The following is a 19,691-nucleotide window of genomic DNA, read 5'->3' as shown; positions in this document are numbered from 1 at the left end:
CCCGCCACGAATGCCGATGATGCGCCGCGCGAAACGCCGTGCCAAATCGGGTTGGTGCGACGAAAACAGCGCCGTCGCGCCGCGCGCTTGCGCCGCCCCAGTCAGCAGCGCCAGGACCTCTCCGGCACGCTCGGGGTCTAGATTGCTCACCGGTTCGTCGGCGAGGATCAGACGCGGTTCCTGGGCCAGGCACCGCGCGATGGCCACACGCTGCCGCTGACCGCCGCTGAGACTGTCGACCCTGCGTTCGGTAAGATCAGCAATGCCGCAATCGGCAAGTGCCGTGCGCGCAATCTCCAGATCATGCGCGGTCGGTGATCCCAGCAGGGCCCGCAGTGGCGGCATGCGTCCCAGGCGCCCGTTGAGGACGTTACGCAGAACCGTGGAGCGTTCGACCAAAGCAAACTCCTGAAACACGAAACCGGTGTCCGGGCGGCGCGCGCGCGGCGGCGGGAGGTCGGGATCGAGCGGCGCACCCAGAACCGATACCCGCCCGCTCCAGCCTTGGAGCCTGCCGTCGAGCAGTGCCAGCAGGGTCGTCTTGCCCGCCCCGGACGGGCCGAGTAAAGCGACGCTCTCGCCCGCCGAAACCCGAAACGAGACCCGCTCCAGCGCCGGGAGGTCCGCGCCCGTATGGGCAAAACTCAGGTCGTCTATTTCGATAGCTGTGCTCATCGCAACAGCCCGTATTGCTTCGCCATATCGCGTACGCCGTCATAGGCGGCCCCGTCGGCCCTGACATAGCCATCCGGTCCATAAAGAAAGCCCAGCTTGTTGCGGTGCTCCGGCTCGTTGAGCCGCAGCATTGCGTCGACAAAACGGTCCCGCAGAGCGGCATCGAGCCCCGGGCGAGCGATCACCAAATGGCTCGGGATCGGCGCGCTTTCCGCGATCCAGGCTACCTCCGCCTGTTGCTGCGGCGTTAGAAGCAGGTCGGCATACTGGCTGGCGCCTGCGGCATCGACCAGGCCTTCGGCCATCGCCTGCATCGCCTGCTGGTAACCACCCGCGAAGAAGATGCGGCCGAAGAATGCCTCTGCCTCTCCGGGGCCTTCGACCAGCCCGGCCTCAACGAATTCGGCGAGCGGATAGAGATAGCCCGATTCCGAGATCGGATCCGCGAATGCGATGTCGTGCCCGCGCAGGTCGGCGAGCGCTCGGATGCCGCTGTCGCGGCGCACGAAGATGCGGCCCGTGTAGCTCGGCGCGCCCCGGTAGACTTCGGACAGGAGCGGCACGGCACCGATCTCGGCCTCGGCCAGAACGAAGGGCAGGGCGCCCATGAAGGAGATATCCGCGTCGCCGTTTCGCAGCGCCTCGACCGCCGCTGCATGGTCGATGGTAACGAACCCTTCGACAGGGACGCCGATCTCACTGGCCAGCCAGCCGGTGATGGCCTCGATATCGCCAAGCAGCTTCTCCGGGTTCTCCTGCGGGATGAAGGCAAGCCGCAGTGCATCGTCCTGCGCGGCGAGAGGTGTCGCCAAAGACACCGCGCCCGCGCCGATCAAGGTCAGTATCGTTCTGCGGGTCAGATGGACTGGCATCAGAATGCCCTCTCTTCGATTGCGTCGGCTTCGGACTTGAACGCGGTCCAGCTTGCTTCAGCGGCCTCCCAGTCTTCCACGCGAACAGCGGCGCCGACCGCGGCCAGACGTTCGGCCAGCGCATAGACCTCGGGCCGGGCGGGGAGGTTCGACATGGTACTGGCGTCCGCCGAGAGGTCCGCGGCCACGGTGTCGGTCAGCAGCAGGATATGCTCCGCGTCCCGCCGCGGCAGTAGCGTATCGATTGTCGAGGCGAAGGTCGTCAGTTCGGCGAATGCCAGCCGGAAAGCGGTATTCTCGGTGTCGAAGGCCTCATAGGGCTCGTCTGCCGCGCCAACGGTCTCGAGATAGGCGGTCAGATCGGCGCGGTCATCCTCGGTCAGCCCAAGCGATTTCGTCTCGTCGAACCAGTCCACGACGGCGGCCAGCGTCGGCAATGACCCGTCGTGGAAATAGGGGGCGGTATAGGCCGTGCCGAGCAGCGTGGGCGTGTCCAGCGCACCGGCGCGAGCCCCCTCGTAGCCCGGCGCGACGGAGCCGATGTCGTGGGCCTGCCGGTCGAGGAAGTTCGCGTCTGGCACGTGGCAACTGGCGCAGGACCGATCGCCGAGCCCGGCGAAGGGCCGGTTGAAGATCTCCTCGCCGCGCCGGGCGGCCGCTTGGGCCGTGTCGGTCAGGCGGCCATCAGTCGTCAGCATGGAATTCGGCAGGAAGTCGAATTCGAGCATGTAGGCGACGAGAGCGTCCATCATGAAGGGCGTCGGTTCATCCCCGCCGAACTCGTTGACGATCACGTTGCGGGTGAAATCGCGCAGGGAGGCGAAACGGCCATCGCGGCCGTAGGGACCTGTAAAACGCAAGCCGCGCAGGCTCGGAATGTCGAGCGGGTCGTCGCGCCGGTCGTTGAAGATCGGGTTGAAAAAGGCGCCGTCGACGTCGATCGTGCCTGGCTGGTGGCTTGCGCCCGGAACGAAAAGCCGCTGGTTGATGTCCGAGCGGTTGTGACAGGTCGAGCAGGTGATCCCGAGATCGCGCGCGGGGCTGCCGAAGATTTGCGCACTGTCGAACAGCATGTCGCCGTAGGCAACAAGCGGCAGATCGGTCTCGTCGATGCCCTGCTCCTCGAAGTTGAGGACGAGCAGTGGTAACGGGTCCTGATCGAAAATGTCGGAGCCCGGTGGCAGGCTTGGCGGCACCTCGATGGCGCGACCGCTGAGCACGGCGGTTTCCGGCAGGGCGCTTAACGCCCGACGCGTAGCAAAGTCGTCAACGAGGTAATTCTCGGCGAGATAGCCGGAGATGACAGCGCGCGCGGATTCCATGGTTTCGCGATCCGCAGATGTCGAGCCTGCGCCAAGTACGCCAGAGAACCCGGTGCTGCTATTGAGCTCCAGCCAAGCCAGGCCGATCCGTCTCGCAGCCTCCGAATCGGCGGCCGCGACGCCGTCCTCGAACGCACGGTAGAGTTCGCGTGCGGTTCGCAAGGCCTGCTGTGCCGTCGCAGGGTCTTCGGTCGCGAGAACCCGGTCCAGTTCCTCTTCGATCCTGAGCGCGATGAGCCGTGTCGCCTCGGCGAAAACCGCCTGACGGTCCTTGCGAGTGATGGCGTCCAGAAGGGGGGCGGGTCCGATGTCGCTGCTGCCGTCCAGCCATGCTAATGCACCGACAGAGAATTCCGAACCCCGGTAGGGTTCGGCCCAGGCGGTCACGACGTCATCCCAGGGCAGCGGTTCGAGATTTCCGAGGAAGAGAGTCAACCGGTAGGCCGCCGCCTCGGGAAGCCATGGAGCCTCCTTGGCAGGCGTCGCAGCGACAGGTCCGGACAGGACGAGCGCACTTGCGAGTGCAGCAATGAACGCTCCAAGGAATTTCTGAATCACTGCAGTCTCCGAATTCAAAAGTTAGACATGGCTAACTTATCTACCCTAAGCAAACAAGTTGTCAATCCTGCAGTTTCCCTGCAAAGTCTCAAGTATGACAAAGCTGCAATCACAGGAACATGAACCGTTCGAAACTGTCGACAGGGCTCCCGAAGCACAGGCTGAGGGGTTCGCGACCGTGCGTCAGGCACATGAGAGCGAAATGGCGGAAGATTACGTTGAACTGATCGCCGAACTGATCGAGTCGCGCGGAGAGGCAAGGCCGGTGGAAATCGCCGAACGGTTTGGAGTGAAGCCGCCGACCGTGACCAAGAACATCTCGCGGCTCAAGGCTGCTGGCCTGGTGCGGCGGGAACCTTATCGCGCCATATTCCTCACGGATGCCGGTCGGGAGCTGGCCGAGGCCTGCCGCCGGCGGCACAGGATCGTCGTCGCGTTTCTCCTCAGCCTGGGAATCGACGAAGAGACTGCGGAACGCGATGCGGAGGGGATCGAGCATCACGTCAGCACGACCACGCTGGAGGCCTTCGAACACGCCCTCCTGCAATCTCAGAGCGGCAAGTAGCGCAGCATCAAGTTCTCGCGAAATTCAGCAAAGCAAGACTCAGGAGGCGGCGGCGTCAGCAGTCAAAGGCTGGTGGGTTGGCATTTGTTCTGATGGTCAACTTTAGTGCAGAAAATCGTTCGTGTCCTCTGAGCTTGGCCAGCCCGAGATAGTGTGCCCAAAATCCCTGACTGCGACGACGGAGCAGCGAAAATGTCGATCGCGGGAAAAGACGCGGGTGCAGCCCTTGATTTGGTCCTCTGTTCAAAGCGCATAGACAATTGTCATCACCGTCGTCATGACGATCAAGAACATGACCAAGGCGCCTATGGCGAGCGTCCGGCCCATGTCGCGGTTTGGCTTTGCTACTTTCAGACGCAATTCTTCGGCCGTTTCCGGAAACTCGAGCGCCGCGGAGTTTGACCCTCGCACCAACTCGTATCGTGAATTCCAGCGACGCACCTCGGCCGCGTTCCACCCGTTCATGACCAGAATGATCGCGGCGATCATCAGCATCGAGGACGGGACCCAGATCGTGTAGCCACCCATGGTTTCGTCGGACAGGGGATCGAGAAACCCGGTTCCCGCCGTTTGGTAGGAGGCATAGAGGCTCACCTCTTTGAGTGTCGTCAAGGAACCCAGAAAAATGTTTGAAACGATCACCGCGAAACCGGAGATCAGCCTTGCGCCGCGCCTCGCGCCCTCAGGGGGATCTCTCGGGTCGAAGAGCATGCCGAAATACCAGATCCCTGCCAGCACCATCGCAAAATGGGCGAACACCTCGATCGCCGCGATGCGCTGAGCAAGTCCGTAAAGCACTGGAATCTGCCAGATAAAGAGCGATGTGATGAGCGCGGCAGTGGCGGTTACCGGATGTGCCAAGAACCGAAATGCAAAAGATTTTCCAAGAGCGCCGAGGTATCGACTCCACCGTCTGTTCAAACCGGCTTGCAATAATCGCCACGGCTGAGAGACCGCGAAGAGTAGTGGTCCTGCAAGGCGGAGGAGAAGGTGCTCCACTTGGTGCACCGAAAAGAGGCTATGCCCCAACGAAGCCAGAGGCGCATTTGTGGCCGCGAGAATGCAGGTCAAGCCAGCGAGGAACAGGGCTTGCCGCCACATAGACACCGTCCCGCGAATGCGAGCGGATCGCACTAGGCCGCGCATGTAGACCCATGCGGCCAAGCTGACGGAAACAAGGGACACTGGCGAAATCGCATACCCAAACGGGTCGAAAAGGAGGAAGTAAGTGATCATCGGCTCCTGTCATTTTGTATTGTCGGCGTATCGACGGATACCGGTGAAAGTCGGGATGTTCCCACAGCGCCACCCCGGGCCAAGGACAGATCAGTGGACATCGTGAGATATTTGCCCTGCATCCACATGAGAAAAAGGTTTTCATAGAAACGTGAGAGCGGGTGGCCGGACTGACCGGCTGGCGCGATGAAATAGGATCCGGCTTCTTCCGAAAACGACATGACCGCCTGAAAATTGGTGCCCGCGCTGGCCGCGAAGGGGCGGTCATTGTCAGAAGAGAACAGCGTTGCAATCAGTGTGTATGGATCGCCCGAAGATGGGGCTTCGAGAGACAGCAGATCGCTGATGATCCCACTCGATCGGATTGGCGCCCACCCCATATTCAAAGCGTGTGCTTCGCCCCAGACCCAATCTGACGGATCGGGTCCGTAGCGGTCGACAAGCCAGCCGATGGCATCATCCAGGGCCGCACGAACCTGATCCTGGCAGGTCTCGATGCGGGTGGACGGGCGGATGTCGCACCAGATTGCGCTCCCTCCGCGATCTGAAAGCACCGCAAATAGGATATCGGCATTTGGCCTGGCCCAGACCGTTGTCGCGGATGGAAATTCATCCTGAAGTATCCGTTTTTGCAACGCGCGCGCCCAGGCCCAGAACACGAGCGGTTCCGGTGAAAAGCGATCCATGTCGCCATTCCATTGGGCAAGTTGACCCAGAATATCGCCGCGAAGCTCATCTGCGCGGTTCTCTTTGAGAGCGCCTGCGGAACCCACGAACCAGAGCTCTTTTGCCATTATAGGAAGAAGCGCCCGCGCGGCAGTGCTGACCGTGTCGCGCTGCGCCGCAATCGCGCCCTCGACCGAGAATATCGGTTGCCGCACATCAAGAGCTGCCAGACGGGCGTCTCGAAACGATAAAGGCGTTTCGACCTCCCTGTCAGGCCAGCGAGCAAAGATTTCTCGGCCGATGGCAAGAATCTCCAATCCGGCTGGTGCCAGGTTCATGCTTGCGTCCATAGCATCGTTCACATCGGCGGACCGCGCCAGACGGTCAAGCATCATCAGAAAATTGCCGGCCTTGGCAGCGGTGGGACTCACTGGCTCTTTAAGGGCAGTCAGTGACAGAGATCGGAACGCCCAAGCGACGCGTTCGCTGCGACCGACGACAATGAAGGGCACACCCGGCATTGTAGCCCCAATCGCGGCTCCGGTCGGGAGTTGAATATCCGCCAGGTACCATTCAGAAGGCAGCGATAAGGGGCCACGTATATCGGCGGCGAGAATTGGTGCTCCCGAAGCTGTTCTGTCTCCAGGCAACGCCCAAGCATCGAGGCTGACCTTGGGCGAGGTCACAAACAGCTCGGGCAAAAGAGGTCGATCTGACAAGCCGGACAGGTCACTCTGGCGTCTCTCGGGTTGAAGATCGTTCAGAAACGCTTGGGCAAGTCTGAGACTATCGACGGGTCTCCAGGCAGCGATCATTCTCTCATCCGCGATCAACAGATCGGGTGAGCCTCTGCCGCGCCCGCCTTCGGATACCAGACCAAGCCACGCGTTGACACCTGCGGCATATGCGTCGAGCGCTTGGGCTGTCGAAGGCTCGACTTCGATCGTCTGGTCAAGTGGCAACAAGGCTTGCGCTGCCCGCCTTGCCCTCAATAACTGGCCAAGCCTGTCCTGAGCGTGAACGAAACCAAGCGCGAAATAGGCGTCCGCAGCGGAGTCTGCAGAAATGTGCGGTATGGCCGCAGCATCTCGCAGAATATCGACTGGACCTTCGATTCCCGCAACACTGAAATCCTCGTCATAGTCGGGGACGGAGGCGCGCAAAAGAAAGTAGACGACACCGGATACGGCCAGTCCTGATGCAAAAATCGCCAGGAGCAAGTACAGTAATATGTTGAACAGTCGTTTCAATTCGTTGCCGGTGCCAAAGCATTCTCAAGACGTGATGCGCAAGAGGATCACCGAGGCGAAAAAAGCGAGTAGGCCGAAAGCAATACCGAAGCCTGTCGCGTATTGAAGTATATCCAGGCGGTTCCCTTTCCGCCGTTGCGCCAGGTAGCCACCCCAGAGCGCCCCTCCGACAAAGCCTGCGAGCACCAGCATCACGATTCCTCCGATTTTGATTTTTCTGAATTGAAACATCGTCTGGCCGATCCGACGGTAAAGGCTAAGGCCCAGACCGCACAGATGAGCGCCAGCGATGTCCAATCACCGAAACGTGCGTAAGGTGTAGGCGCAAGCGCTGTCGGCAGGCTGGCATCTATGACTCCAGTTTGTCCGGTCTCGAGGCGCGCGATGATCTCTCCCTTGGCGTCGATGATCGCGGAAATCCCCGTGTTGGCCGCCCGGACCACAGGAAGCCCTTCTTCGACCGCGCGCATGCGCGCGGAGGCGAGGTGCTGCTCGGGGCCGATGCTGGTACCGAACCAGGCATCATTTGTTGCGTTGAAAATCCAGTCGGGGCGAAAAAGGTCATCGACCACCTGGCCCGGAAAAATGATCTCGTAACAGATCGCCACCGCGACCAGAGGCGCACCCGGGATCGCCAGCGTGCGTGGCCCTGGTCCTGGCGTGAAATCGCCCAAACCTTCGGTGAGCCGCTCAATCGGCAGCCAGCCTCTCAGGGGCACATATTCCCCGAACGGAACAAGATGATGTTTTGCATATCCCGTCAGAATTTCGCCGTTGCCGTCATAGGCTTGAACCGTGTTGAAATATCGGGTTTCCCCATCGCCCTCTACGCGGTCAGGCACTCCTGTCAAAAGGATCCTGCCGTCTGGCAGAACCGTGGATAACCGCCTGCGCGCCAAGGCGTCCTCGTCCAGAAAACCGGGAAAGGCCGTTTCCGGCCACAGCAGCAGGTCGAAGCGTCCAGGTCGCGCAGACAAGCTCAAGTATTTTTCCAGTGTTCGCTCGCGGCTCCCCGGCGCCCACTTCTCGACTTGCGGCACATTGCCTTGGACGATGCGCAAAGCGATGTCCGTCGTCGGCAAATTTGTCCCTAAACGCAACGCGCCGCCACCCCAGAGGCCCATCACCGCAACGGCGAAGAGCACGAGAACAGGCACGCGTCTATTTGGTGCCGCCACAATCAACACACCGGGCAACAGCCCGATAAAGACCGTGAGAAAGCTTAGCCCATAGCTTCCGACCCAGGCGGCGGTTTGGCGCAGGGCGGCGTGATCGACAAGGGCATAAGCGGCAAGGTTCCACGGAAACCCCGTCAGGACATGCCCCCGCAGCCATTCCAGTGCGACCCAGCAGGTTGCAAGCAGCAGGCCCGCTGCAATGCCGCCGACAGCCCGGCGCTGCATCACGGCAGCAAAAAGCATCGCTGTCAGAGCCGGGAAAATGGCCAGTCCGGCGGACAGTCCCGCGACTGCCGGAATCGCAAGGGCACCGAAACGTTCGGAATCGACGTAGAAGCTCTCGGCGATCCAGGAAACTCCAAACCCGAACTGGCCTATTCCGAAGGCCCAGCCGATGAAGAAGGCAGGCGCTGTCGAAACCTGCCGGAGCATGAGAAAAAGTGCTGAGAAGGCGACCGGAACAACGATGAGCCATGAGAATGGTGGAAGGGCTAAAACCGTTAAACCGCCCGCCATAAAGCTAATCCCTGATCGCAGGGAAATGTAACGGCCACGACCCGTCAGTGGTCGCAAGCCCGTCATCATGTGCCAGTCTGAAACTTGGCGCTCAACCAAGGGGCTATGAGCAGTAGGCCCACGCCGCCGACCACGAAAACATCCGCCATGTTGAAGGCGGGCCAATGCGTGGATCCGGCGTAGAAATCGAGGAAGTCCGTCACACCCCGAAACCGGATGCGGTCGAGGACGTTGCCGAGCGCGCCACCGATAATCGCACCATAGGCGATAGCCTCAACCGGGTTGGCAGTGCGCACCAACATGACGGTCAACCAGCCACAGACAGCGAGGGCCAACACTGTAAGGCTCCACCATGGCGCTCCACCAAGTAATCCGAATGTCACGCCATCGTTGCGCAGGTAGATGAGATTGAAACCGGGAAAGACCGGAATTCCGGCGCTCAAATCTGCCGCATTGGCGACGACAATTGCTTTTGTCACCTGATCGACAAGAAAAGCACTTCCAGCCGCAATGAAACCTTGGAAATGGGACTGTTTCATCTCATCATCCCAGCCATACATCGAGGAACAACATGATCACGAGGCCGACCGCGAGACCGAGTGTCGCCCTGTTTTGATGGCCGGAACGGTGGGTTTCCGGAATGATTTCGTGGCTGATGACGTAGAGCATCGCCCCGGCGGCAAAGGCGAGGCCCCATGGCAACAGCGGCTGCGAGATGCTGATGATCCCAGCCCCAAGAAGCCCGCCTACCGGCTCGACAAGACCTGTCAGGGCGGCAATCCCCCACGCACGGCGCCTGGAATATCCCTCACCAAGCAATGAGACCGCTACTGCGAGACCCTCGGGAGCGTTTTGCAGCCCGATGCCAATCGCAAGCGGCAAGCCACCAGAGAAACCGTCAGCCCCAAACCCGACACCAACGGCGAGTCCTTCGGGGAAATTGTGGATCGTGATCGCAATGATGAAGAGCCAGACGCGGCGCAGCGAAGCAGCGTCTGGGCCTTCCCGCCCGGTCTTGAAATGCTCATGCGGCAGCCGCTCGTTCATCAGAGCAACGGCACCCATGCCAAGCAGGAGCGCAACACAAACGATGGCCGCCGGGAGAGCACCGTTGTCGGACTGTCCTTCGGCTGCGTCGAGAGCCGGGATGATCAGCGAGAAGAACGATGCAGCGAGCATGACACCCGCTGCGAAGCCAAGCAGCAGATCGCGCGTAGCCCGGGAGGGGATGCGCCCGAAAAGAACAGGGGTCGCCCCGACCGCTGTCAGCAATCCGGCGGCCAGGCTTCCAAGAAAGCCAAGGGTAATTGGGGAGAAGGGTTCCAAGCGCTGAGGTCTCGCCGATACGTCAATCAGCGGCCGAATAGCTACTAAAGATCTCGGTCGATCCATCGCCGCGGATCAGGAAGACGTCATAAGCCTCACGATCATCCTCCGGTCCCATGCCCGGCGAGCCATAGGGCATTCCCGGCACCGCCAGCCCCACCGCATCTGGACGCTCATCCAACAAACGCTGAATGTCTGATGCCGGCACATGACCCTCGATCACGTAGCCGTCGACCAAAGCCGTATGGCAGGAGACCATGCGCTGAGGCACGCCATTGTCGAGTTTGAAGCGCACAAGAGATCCCCCGAACATGTCCTCGCCTGTCGGTGCGAAGCCGTTTGCCTCGAGGTGCTTCATCCAGGACAGGCAACACCCGCAGCCATTTGTCTTCCGGACTTCGATCTGGATCGCATCGGCGACAGCTTGTGCCGCGGGAAACATGGCCAGCGTGACTGCAAGGGCGGGAGCCAGTCGTTTCATGGATTAAAGCCTTTCGGTTGTTGTTTGCACAAATTCGCTGGCGAGCCTCTCAGCGAGTAGCGAACGCGCCTCAGACAGTCGTTCAAGCGCAGCAGTGTCGTCTGCATCCCGCTCGGCCGCCTCTGCCAGTCGCTCGTCTGAAAGAGGATCGGTCGGGCGACCATCCACCAGAATCTCGTAGTGCAGATTGGGACCGGTCGCGGTGCCGGTCGCACCGACGCGACCGATCATGTCTCCGGCCATCACGCGCTGCCCTTGTTCGAGGCTGTCCGGCACCTCGCTGAGATGTGCGTAGCGTGTAAGTGTGTCGGATCCATGCGCAATCTCCACCACCCGGCCATATCCACCACGACGTCCGATAAAGCTCACGCGTCCGGGCGCCGTTGCTTTTACCGGCGTACCGCTTGCCGCGGCAAAGTCGACGCCGGTGTGCATGCGCACATTCCCATAGACTGGGTGTGTGCGACGGCCAAAGACGGAACTCAGCCGCGCTCCTTCCACCGGTTGCGCAAACACGCGCAGCACTTCTCCGTCGACATAGATCGTCGCTTGACCGCTGCCGTCGTCCGGCCAGACGATCTCGTAGACCGATCCACCAAGATCCAGCTCAGCGAAGGCAAGCTCAGGCTGACCAATTCTCTGGGTGCCGTCCCGTGCCTCGCGCCAAAGGAGGCGCATCGTCTCGCCACCGGAAAGTTCGCGTCGAAAATCCACTGTGCCGCCCAGCATCTGCGCCATGTCGACCGCAAAGCGAGCAGGGATGCCCGCCTTGTCCAACGCCGCGAAGATAGAGCTTTCGATCACTGCCTCGCCCGCGAACGTTACCATTTCAGGGTCTGGCTCCAACACGCGTGTGACAAATTTCTGACCAAAGACCGTTTCGATCCGCACCCCATTGTCAACTGCCAGTTCCACGCGGCTCGGATTTCCGTCAACCTTTGAGATCACGGTGATCTCGTGGCCCGGGCGCAATCGGCGCAGATCATATTCTGCTCCAAGCGCGAGCGCGATTTCGGCGCGCGCAGGCGCAGCGATACCCGCGTCCGCCAGGACCGCATCCAGAGTCTCGCCCGACGCAATCTCACGCGACCAGGTGATCAAAGGCGGTTCAATCTCGGGCAAGGCGGTTTCTGCGAAGACAGATTGCAAGAGCGGCAGAGGTCGCATTGGGCTAGCATTGTCGGCGTGAAATGCAGCGGGCGGTGTCACATCGTAGTCGGCGATCTGAGGCATCGAGAGCGGATCGGGAGTCCAGAGGGTCGCTTCAGCAATCGCAGGAGGCACTGCCTCTTTAGAAAGAACGCCAGAAATGGCGATGGCGGTCAGCGAAAAAGCGCCTGCGATTGCCACGGTCGCCAAAACAATTCTAATCTTCATGTTGCCCCCTCTACGTATTCTGTCAGTGCACGCCGGATCTTCGGCACTGCGAATTCTCTTGGCTCGTGATAGTCAATCATGGTGACAAGTTCACCCTTGGCATCGAACAGGAATACGCTTGCCGTATGGTTCATTGTATAGTCGCCGCCTTCGGTCGGGACGCGCTCATACGAGGCACGAAATCCTTCTGCAGCGCGGGCAATCTGGTTTGCCGGCCCAGTCCAGCCGCGAATAGCCGGATGAAAATAGCCGACATATTCGGCCATGGCCTCGACCGTGTCCCGCGCCGGATCGACTGTGATAAAGACCACGTTCATCTGCGCGGCTTCGTTTCCGAGATCTTCAAGCCAGCCTGAGATATCCGATAATGTTGTGGGGCAGACATCCGGGCAGTAGGTGAACCCGAAAAACACCATGGTCGGGCGTCCGATCAAGGTTTCTGGGCCCACTTCATTGCCTTCGTGATCGGTCAGTCGGAAATCCATCGCCGACAGGGGGAGAGGCCTTTGGCCGGCCGGTTTTGGTGCACCGGGACCATCCACCCGCCACCAACCGACGCCGAGCATCAGAGCGACAGCGCCTACACCGGCTGCACCGTATTGGACCACATGCCGACGCTGCATCAGCTCTCCGGCCCGCGCGCGGCGATGCCCAGAATTGGGACCTCGACAGTCACTTCACCACCGTCCGAAAAAGTCAGTGTCAGCGGAAAGGTCTCGCCTTCGATCATCGGGTTTTGCAGCTTCATGAGCATGGCGTGCAATCCGCCCGGCTTCAACGCAACGCTTTGGCCCGGTTCAATCGTGATCTCGCCAGCAGGCGCCATTGAACTGACGCCTTCGGCGTTGGTTTTCGTCTCATGGATCTCGGGCATCATGGCCAATGGTGTTGTAAGCCCGGTCAGCGTGACCGTGTCTTCACCGGTGTTGCGCACAGTCATATAGGCGGCACCAGGGCGGTTGACGCCGATTGAAGCACGGGACCACGCGTTTTCGACGACCACATCCTCCGAACCGGCAAATACCGGAGTCGACGTGCCCGAGAGCAGTAAGAGAAGGCTCAAGCCCTTGATGTAGGGTAGTTTTTTCACGAACAATTCTCCTGTATCTAACCGAGCGTCAATTTTGGCTGGCCGCAACTTCCGCAGCCACCAGCCGCCGTAGTTCGGCCTCACCGAACGGGTCTAGCGGTTTGGCGTTAACGAAGAACGTGGGCGTTTGTCGCACGCCTACCGCTTCGACATCAGCGCCGTCCTGGTTGAGCACTGCCACGACACCGGGGGCCAGCATCTGTGTCCGAGCCGCTTCGACATCCAGACCACCGCTTGCGGCAATCTCAAGGATCAAACCCGGTGCCGGAGTGCCATGGGACGCCCATCGCGGCTGCTCGCGCAGGACCGCTTCCAGTACGGGTTCGAACACATCCTGCATCCGCGCAGCTTCGAGAACGCGGATCGCTTCCACCGAAGCGTCCCCATGAAAGGCAGTGTATCGAATTACGACACGGACCGCATCACCGTGCTCAGCCATTATATCTTTGACCACGGGATAGAATGCGCGGCAGGCCTCGCAAGCTGGATCGAAAAACTCGACAATCGTGACAGGTGCCGTTTCGGGGCCGAGGATCGGGGAATAGGACCGGATCAGCAAATCGTTCACTTCGGGCGCGACAGGTACTGCCTCTGCCATGGGTTGGGGGCGGGTGGCATACCAGGCCGCGCCGCCAAAACCTGCGGCACCAACAGCCAGAACGGATAGAATGAGTCCGCGTCGATTCATGTTTGTTTTTCCTTCAGTGAAATGGCCGACAGCATCCCGATCATCGTGAAGGCGACAAGCGCCATCAGCGGAATCGGAATGCCGAAGACCACCTGGTTGTCGTCGGTACAAGAGGGGCCGGTCGCCGTGCAGGGCTGGATCGCCTCGGGGATCAGCCCGACATAGAGGCCGATGTGATACAACGCCACTGCCGCCCCCCCAAGCGCCAGTGCAACGCCATAGCGTCCCACGCGCGGATCCTGCCACCACAGCCCGAGCCCAAGAACGATAGCCAGGGGGAACATGAAGGCGCGCTGGAACCAGCAAAGGACGCAAGGCGTTTGACCAAGCACCTCGCCAATAAAGAGCACGGCAAGCGATGCGATAAGCGCAATGATCCAAGCAAGAACAAGCGCCGTTTCTCCGGAAAGGCGGGTCATGGCGATCAGATCCTCTCTCTCAGATCCGCAAGGATCTCTTCGGCGGGTGTGCCGTAGGGCCAGGAATTGGCGAAGCCCGCCCGCGGATCAAAAAGAAACAGGTGCGATGTGTGCCCCATTGTATAGCCATCCGGCGCGCTGGCCTCTTCGATCCGTTCGAAGTAGATCGGAAAGGTTTCAGCGGTTTCAGCGATCTGATTGGATGTTCCGGTCAGACCGATGATGCCTGCATCAAAGCGCGGCACAAAGTCGGCAAGAGTCATTGGCGTATCGCGTTCGGGATCAATCGAGATGAAGATCGGCTGCACTTTTGCGGCATCCTCGCCAAGTCCATCCATGACCGCCGCCACCTCTGCAAGCGTCGTCGGGCAGACATCGGGGCAATTGGCGAACCCAAAGAACACAAGCATCCAGCGACCCGCAAAGTCTTCTTCGGTGCGGATCATGCCCGTATGATCCGTCAGCTCAAACTGCGCAAGGAAAGGTGGTTCGGTCTCGGTTTGGGCAAGATCGGCGCGATAGTCCGCCCACAGTAACAGCCAGATGAAAACGAGCGCCGCGACGCCCGCCAAAACCCATAGTACTTTTTGAAGACCTGAAAGCTTCACGCCGCTCCGCCAGAATTTGATTCTATATTTTAGGCGCGTCTACACCCTCTAGCTACTGTAGGTTCAAGACCTATTGTGGACGGAAGAGCGATGTTCACCGATCTGTGAGATGCCAGGCGGAACTTGTGCTAAAAAACGCTTAAAGCTACACGGGCTGTAGATAGTCTGGAGAGGTGATATGCTGACAATCGGCACTTTGGCAAAAAAGACCGGGACGAAGGTGCAGACGATCCGCTATTACGAGCAGATCGGACTCTTGCCCGAGCCGGGGCGATCGGCTGGCGGTCAGCGGCGCTATGGAGATAGTGAGCTTGACCGCTTGTCTTTCGTCCGGCATGCGCGGCAACTCGGGTTCTCGCTGGACGCGATCCGTGAGCTTCTCGATCTCAGCGATCATCCGGACAAGTCTTGCGCGGAGGCCGATGCGATCGCTCGCCGACAACTCAAGCAGGTTGAGCAACGTATGGCCCGACTTGAAGCCCTTCGGACGGAATTGCAGAGGATGGTGCATGAATGCAGCGGCGGGCACACGGCGGATTGCCGTGTGCTGGAGGTGTTGCGCGACCATTCCGAGTGCCTGACGGACCACGACGAGATCGGCGCCTGAGATGACCGCAGTGCTCGTCTATCCGCTCGCGGCCTTGGCTGAGATCGCCGGATGCTTTGTCATCTGGGCATGGTGGCGTCTTGGCGCGTCCCCTCTTTGGCTTGTCCCCGGTGTGGCGGCGCTGGTGGCGTTCGGCTGGCTTCTGGCTCAGGTCGACACTGTGGCTGCGGGACGCGCCTTTGCGGCCTATGGTGGGATCTATATTGCCGCGTCCATTCTCTGGATGTGGCTCGCCGAAGGGCACCGGCCGGACAGGTGGGATCTGCTCGGCACCGCTGTATGCTTGTTGGGTGCCGCTATCATCCTCGCGGCACCCCGCGGAGCGTAAAAAACGGCATTGCTCCTACAGTAGCTTTAGCTTTTACAACGGTGCGCGTTTCACAGGCTAAAGCAAGGCAGGAATTGAATGTTCGAAATCTCAGGTGTTGGAATCGTCGCGGCTTTTCTGGGTGGCGCTATATCCTTTCTGTCGCCTTGCGTCTTGCCTCTTGCACCTGGCTACGTCTCTTACATCGCGGGACAGCCCGCCGCGAAATCCGGGGCGGCGCGCAGCATTGCCGAACGGGCGCGCAGCGTGGTCCTGAGTTTGTGGTTCGTGCTCGGGTTTTCGACAGTCTTCGTGGCGCTCGGGGCCGGGGCAAGTCTTTTGGGCGGGATGCTCTTGCGCTGGAAATACGAACTCGGGCTTGCGGGTGGCTTTTTGATCGTCTTGTTCGGACTTGTCATGATGGGCGCGATCAAGATCCCCGCCATGATGCGTGACACGAGGCCCGACGTGAAAGTTGACGGCGGCAGCGCCGTCGGAGCCTACCTTTTGGGCCTTGCCTTTGCCTTTGGCTGGACGCCCTGCATAGGCCCTGTACTCGGGTCGATCCTGGCAGTGAGCGCGACATCTGGAGCGGACGGGATGGCCTTGCTGGCAATCTACTCCGCAGGACTTGGAATGCCGTTTCTGATCATAGCGCTCTTCACCAACGAGATTGCAGGCAGGCTAAAGCGGATCGGTGCGGCTGGTCGATGGCTCTATCGTATATCGGGCGGTCTGATGGTGCTGATGGGTATCGGCGTGATGACAGGTCAAATCAGCCGCCTTGCCTTCTGGCTGCTCGAAACCTTCCCGGCCCTTGGCACGATCGGATAAAATCATGATCGAAAGTGACATTTGAGAAAAGGCTTGTCTCTCTAGTCACTGTAGAGATTAAGACTCCTCGTGAACGATTCGAGGAGAGACCCTGTGGCACCCACCGTTTCCTATTTAACCGCGACAAGACTGCTGGATTTTGACTCGCCCTCAATCTCGAACCTGATACGAGATCGTGGCTGGCATGACCTTGCCCGTGTCGACCGGATTGGCGCGGTTTATGACTTTGTGCGAAACGAGATTGCGTTCGGCTACAACCGCGTCGACGACATTCCCGCCTCTGCGGTGCTGACCGACGGCTACGGGCAGTGCAACACGAAAGGGACGCTTCTCATGGCACTGCTGCGCAGCGTAGGCATCCGCTGCCGACTGCACGGCTTCACCATCCACAAGGCCCTGCAGCGTGGCGTGGTGCCCGAACTGGTCTACCCCCTCGCACCGTCCGAAATTCTGCACTCGTGGGTCGAAGTCGAAACAGAAGAGGGCTGGATCAATCTCGAAGGCTTCATTCTGGACGCCCCCTTCCTGCAGTCGCTTCAGAAGGAATTCAGCGAAACAGAAAGCCTTTGCGGCTACGGGGCCGGAACGGATTGCCTGAGTGCGCCACCAGTCAGTTGGAGCGGCGGCAGCACTTATATTCAGAAAACCGGTATCGTTCGTGATTTTGGAACGTTCGAAACCCCCGACGCCTTCTATGCAGAACATGAGCAGAAGTTCGGCCGTTTGCGTGGATGGCTCTACCGCAACATCATCCGTCATTGGATGAACGCCCGCGTTCGGGCCTTCCGCGCGGGCCGTCTGAAACCCGACGCGTCCGTTGCGCACCTGCACGGGGGAGAGACCCATGCCACATGATCACCACGGTCACAGCCATGCCCATTTGGACCCGTCCAGTGGGGATCGCCGCGTGGCGATTGCGATTTGGGCCAACGGACTTCTGACCGTCGCCCAGATCGTGGGCGGCATTTTCGCAGGCTCACTCGCGTTGATCGCGGATGCGCTTCACAACTTCTCGGACATGGCCGCGCTCGTCATTGCCTTTGCAGCCCGAAAGATTGCACGTCGGCCAGCCGATGAACGGATGACGTTTGGCTATGGCCGGATCGAGACGGTGGCAGCCTTGATCAATTACACAACGCTGATCGTGATCGGGCTCTATCTTATCTACGAAGGCGGCATCCGCCTGTTTGAACCGCCCGAAGTTAAAGGGTGGACTGTCGTTATCATCGCGGGATTGGCGCTGGTCGTCGACGCCCTGACGGCGGCGCTGACCTATTCGATGCAGAAGGGCAGCCAGAATATCCGCGCCTTGTTCCTGCACAATCTTTCGGACGCGCTGGCCTCGGTCGCCGTGATTGTCGGCGGCACACTGATCATACTTTATGACATGCGTTGGGTTGATCCCGCAATCACAATCGGGATCGCGATTTACATTCTGTACCTGGCCTTCACTGAGATTGGTGGCCCTGTCCGAACCCTCATGCTCGGTTCTCCGCCGGATATTGACGGGGAGCAGGTGGTGGCTGCCCTGCGCCAAACAGATGGCGTCAGGGACGTGCACCATGTGCACCTGTGGCAGATGGAAGAAAATGCGCCGGCGCTCGATGCCCATGTCGTGGTCGAAGACGCCGCATGGGACCGGTTGGAACAGATCAAGGCAGAGCTAAAGACGCAGATTGGTGCAGAATTTGGGATCAATCACTCCACTCTGGAGTTTGAGCGCACAGGTGCCTGTGATGCCGAGGCTCCACTGTTCGGTCATGACAAGCGCCAGGGTCAATAGGTCTTAGATGTCTGCCGTGCTTGTCATCATCGGTTTTCTGATTGCTGCAGCTACTCTCGGTGCGCTGGTTTGGTCGATTGTTTATCCTGCGAGACGCATATGGCCGCCGAAAACCTACAGTGCCTGGACGCCAGTCGTCGTCTGGGTTCCAACCTTTGCGTTGTTCGGGACACTGATCGCACTTGGAGTTATTGGTTGGGGCCAAATGGTGTTGCCGGCTTGGTTGCGATATGGGTTGGGCATCCCAATCGTCGTCTTGTCGAATGTCGTGGTTTGGAGTGCCGTTAATAGATTCGGGATTGCGCAAACGGGTGGTGCCGAGGGAACGCTAAAGACAAACGGCCTATATCGCTACTCGCGCAACCCGCAATATGTTGCCGATGCCTTCATGGTTTTTGGGTGGCTGGTTCTTTCTGCATCACCAATTGCTCTGGTGGTAGGAATACTGGCGATTGCCGTACTGATGATCGCGCCCTTCGCCGAGGAGCACTGGTTGCGCGAGCGCTTTGGGCGCGAGTTCGATAACTACTGTGCAAAGACGAGACGCTACCTGTAGACAGGTTAACTCACGAAAACGTCAACCTTGCACCTATTGAACCTCTAGCTACTAGAGGCACTACCAATTCAATTAAAGAGTAATCAGAAAAGAGGCTAAGAGTATGAAGCTCGATGTCCGCTCAAGACGCCAATTTCTATGCACGGCTGCGGCCGGAATCCTATCTGTGCCAGGGTTGCTTCGCGCCCAAGAGCCAGAGCCAAATGCCGTGCGAAGAAACATCTCATCGTTCAAAGTCGACTCTTGGCAGGAGCACTTCGATGATCTTGAACATGGTGCAATCCTTTGCGATATCAATTCGCGGGCGGTTCAATTCTGGTCTGAGGACGAAAGCGTCTATAAGCTCTATCCATCAAGCGTACCGGCGTCTGAAGAACTAACGCGCCGTGGCTATACTCGCGTTATCCGGAAGGTCGAAGGCCCAAGTTGGCGACCCACGCCGTCCATGAAAGAACGCAATCCTGAGTGGCCGGACTATTGGCCTCCGGGTCCGGACAATCCCCTCGGGACACACGCTCTTTATCTTTCCTGGCAATACTATCGAGTTCATGGCACCGGCGACACTCGCAAGATCGGACGCCAGTCTTCCAACGGTTGCATCGGCCTCTATAACGAGCACATTGCGGAGCTTTTTGATTTGGCGGAGGTTGGTACGCAGGTCAGGATTTTCTAGATGCCGGCTTCTTATTCAAGCATCGTAGTGCGTCGGTGAATAAATGTCACAAAATACGCTTTCGGAACTCCGAAGAGAAGCGTTATTATTTTACATAAACTTCA

General features: G+C 59.6%; 24 protein-coding genes. 8 read left to right on the top strand and 16 right to left on the bottom strand.

Features of this window, described 5'->3' with window-relative positions:
- The 3 genes from ATO9_RS22735 to ATO9_RS22725 form a co-directional block, all read right to left on the bottom strand.
- Positions 1–675, bottom strand: a 675-nt coding sequence (locus ATO9_RS22735) for a phosphonate ABC transporter ATP-binding protein (protein ID WP_043754974.1), incomplete at its 3' end; no start/stop codon positions are given.
- The gene (locus ATO9_RS22730) at positions 672–1,547 is read right to left on the bottom strand and encodes a phosphate/phosphite/phosphonate ABC transporter substrate-binding protein (RefSeq protein WP_043754971.1); all 876 of its coding nucleotides are present in this window, start codon (positions 1,545–1,547) and stop codon (positions 672–674) included. The genes ATO9_RS22730 and ATO9_RS22735, both read right to left, overlap by 4 nt.
- Positions 1,547–3,427 carry a cytochrome c peroxidase gene (locus tag ATO9_RS22725; RefSeq protein ID WP_043754968.1) on the bottom strand — a complete coding sequence of 627 codons (1,881 nt, stop codon included), beginning with the start codon at positions 3,425–3,427 and terminating at the stop codon, positions 1,547–1,549. The genes ATO9_RS22730 and ATO9_RS22725 overlap by 1 nt, the downstream gene beginning before the upstream one ends.
- A gap of 94 nt (positions 3,428–3,521) precedes the next feature.
- Here ATO9_RS22725 and mntR point away from each other — a divergent pair, with 94 nt between their 5' ends.
- A complete protein-coding gene (mntR, locus tag ATO9_RS22720; protein ID WP_009820125.1) occupies positions 3,522–3,992 on the top strand; it encodes a manganese-binding transcriptional regulator MntR in 471 nt (156 codons plus the stop codon).
- 243 nt (positions 3,993–4,235) lie between these two features.
- Here the strand turns inward: mntR and ATO9_RS22715 are convergent, their stop codons facing one another.
- The 13 genes from ATO9_RS22715 to ATO9_RS22655 form a co-directional block, all read right to left on the bottom strand.
- Positions 4,236–5,228 (bottom strand): cytochrome c oxidase assembly protein, encoded by a 993-nt coding sequence (locus ATO9_RS22715; protein ID WP_043754962.1) that lies wholly within the window; start codon positions 5,226–5,228, stop codon positions 4,236–4,238.
- Positions 5,225–7,144, bottom strand: coding sequence for a penicillin acylase family protein (locus tag ATO9_RS22710; protein WP_043754959.1), 1,920 nt, complete (start codon positions 7,142–7,144; stop codon positions 5,225–5,227). The genes ATO9_RS22715 and ATO9_RS22710 overlap by 4 nt, the downstream gene beginning before the upstream one ends.
- A gap of 24 nt (positions 7,145–7,168) precedes the next feature.
- Positions 7,169–7,336: a hypothetical protein gene (locus tag ATO9_RS24655; protein WP_005641387.1), complete on the bottom strand. Its 168-nt coding sequence runs from the start codon at positions 7,334–7,336 to the stop codon at positions 7,169–7,171.
- Complete coding sequence (lnt, locus tag ATO9_RS22700) at positions 7,336–8,838, bottom strand: apolipoprotein N-acyltransferase (RefSeq protein WP_238318855.1); 1,503 nt, start codon at positions 8,836–8,838, stop codon at positions 7,336–7,338. The genes ATO9_RS24655 and lnt overlap by 1 nt, the downstream gene beginning before the upstream one ends.
- A 65-nt stretch (positions 8,839–8,903) precedes the next feature.
- A complete protein-coding gene (lspA, locus tag ATO9_RS22695) occupies positions 8,904–9,398 on the bottom strand; it encodes a signal peptidase II (RefSeq protein ID WP_081979728.1) in 495 nt (164 codons plus the stop codon).
- Positions 9,382–10,164 carry a ZIP family metal transporter gene (locus ATO9_RS22690; RefSeq protein ID WP_043754952.1) on the bottom strand — a complete coding sequence of 261 codons (783 nt, stop codon included), beginning with the start codon at positions 10,162–10,164 and terminating at the stop codon, positions 9,382–9,384. Before ATO9_RS22690 ends, lspA begins: the two co-directional genes overlap by 17 nt.
- Before the next feature lie 22 nt (positions 10,165–10,186).
- Positions 10,187–10,645, bottom strand: coding sequence for a DUF411 domain-containing protein (locus ATO9_RS22685; RefSeq protein WP_043754949.1), 459 nt, complete (start codon positions 10,643–10,645; stop codon positions 10,187–10,189).
- Positions 10,646–10,648: 3 nt separating this feature from the next.
- Positions 10,649–12,022 carry a M23 family metallopeptidase gene (locus tag ATO9_RS22680; protein WP_043754946.1) on the bottom strand — a complete coding sequence of 458 codons (1,374 nt, stop codon included), beginning with the start codon at positions 12,020–12,022 and terminating at the stop codon, positions 10,649–10,651.
- Entirely contained in the window at positions 12,019–12,645 is a 627-nt protein-coding gene (locus ATO9_RS22675) for an SCO family protein (RefSeq protein ID WP_043754945.1), read from the bottom strand. Before ATO9_RS22675 ends, ATO9_RS22680 begins: the two co-directional genes overlap by 4 nt.
- Positions 12,645–13,112, bottom strand: a complete 468-nt coding sequence (locus tag ATO9_RS22670; protein ID WP_418887940.1) for a copper chaperone PCu(A)C — start codon at positions 13,110–13,112, stop codon at positions 12,645–12,647. Before ATO9_RS22670 ends, ATO9_RS22675 begins: the two co-directional genes overlap by 1 nt.
- A gap of 28 nt (positions 13,113–13,140) precedes the next feature.
- Complete coding sequence (locus ATO9_RS22665; protein ID WP_043754942.1) at positions 13,141–13,800, bottom strand: DsbA family protein; 660 nt, start codon at positions 13,798–13,800, stop codon at positions 13,141–13,143.
- Positions 13,797–14,219 carry a disulfide bond formation protein B gene (locus ATO9_RS22660; RefSeq protein WP_043754939.1) on the bottom strand — a complete coding sequence of 141 codons (423 nt, stop codon included), beginning with the start codon at positions 14,217–14,219 and terminating at the stop codon, positions 13,797–13,799. Before ATO9_RS22660 ends, ATO9_RS22665 begins: the two co-directional genes overlap by 4 nt.
- A gap of 5 nt (positions 14,220–14,224) precedes the next feature.
- The gene (locus ATO9_RS22655; RefSeq protein WP_043754936.1) at positions 14,225–14,791 is read right to left on the bottom strand and encodes an SCO family protein; all 567 of its coding nucleotides are present in this window, start codon (positions 14,789–14,791) and stop codon (positions 14,225–14,227) included.
- Between the two features lie 214 nt (positions 14,792–15,005).
- Here ATO9_RS22655 and ATO9_RS22650 point away from each other — a divergent pair, with 214 nt between their 5' ends.
- From ATO9_RS22650 to ATO9_RS24100, 7 genes are all read left to right on the top strand, one after another.
- The gene (locus ATO9_RS22650) at positions 15,006–15,434 is read left to right on the top strand and encodes a MerR family transcriptional regulator (RefSeq protein ID WP_037239845.1); all 429 of its coding nucleotides are present in this window, start codon (positions 15,006–15,008) and stop codon (positions 15,432–15,434) included.
- A gap of 1 nt (position 15,435) precedes the next feature.
- Positions 15,436–15,762, top strand: a complete 327-nt coding sequence (locus ATO9_RS22645) for a YnfA family protein (protein WP_043754923.1) — start codon at positions 15,436–15,438, stop codon at positions 15,760–15,762.
- Positions 15,763–15,840: 78 nt separating this feature from the next.
- A complete protein-coding gene (locus ATO9_RS22640) occupies positions 15,841–16,575 on the top strand; it encodes a cytochrome c biogenesis CcdA family protein (RefSeq protein ID WP_043754919.1) in 735 nt (244 codons plus the stop codon).
- Positions 16,576–16,668: 93 nt separating this feature from the next.
- The gene (locus ATO9_RS22635) at positions 16,669–17,430 is read left to right on the top strand and encodes a transglutaminase-like domain-containing protein (protein WP_043754917.1); all 762 of its coding nucleotides are present in this window, start codon (positions 16,669–16,671) and stop codon (positions 17,428–17,430) included.
- Positions 17,420–18,358, top strand: a complete 939-nt coding sequence (locus ATO9_RS22630) for a cation diffusion facilitator family transporter (RefSeq protein WP_043754913.1) — start codon at positions 17,420–17,422, stop codon at positions 18,356–18,358. The genes ATO9_RS22635 and ATO9_RS22630 overlap by 11 nt, the downstream gene beginning before the upstream one ends.
- Positions 18,359–18,365: 7 nt before the next feature.
- Positions 18,366–18,914 carry a methyltransferase family protein gene (locus ATO9_RS22625; protein WP_043754909.1) on the top strand — a complete coding sequence of 183 codons (549 nt, stop codon included), beginning with the start codon at positions 18,366–18,368 and terminating at the stop codon, positions 18,912–18,914.
- A 103-nt stretch (positions 18,915–19,017) separates the two neighbouring features.
- The gene (locus ATO9_RS24100; protein WP_081979727.1) at positions 19,018–19,587 is read left to right on the top strand and encodes a L,D-transpeptidase; all 570 of its coding nucleotides are present in this window, start codon (positions 19,018–19,020) and stop codon (positions 19,585–19,587) included.
- Positions 19,588–19,691: the final 104 nt, after the last annotated feature.

Origin of the sequence: Pseudooceanicola atlanticus (assembly GCF_000768315.1) — a bacterium.
Classification (GTDB): domain Bacteria; phylum Pseudomonadota; class Alphaproteobacteria; order Rhodobacterales; family Rhodobacteraceae; genus Pseudooceanicola; species Pseudooceanicola atlanticus.
This window is presented reverse-complemented; position numbering and strand designations above follow the sequence as displayed.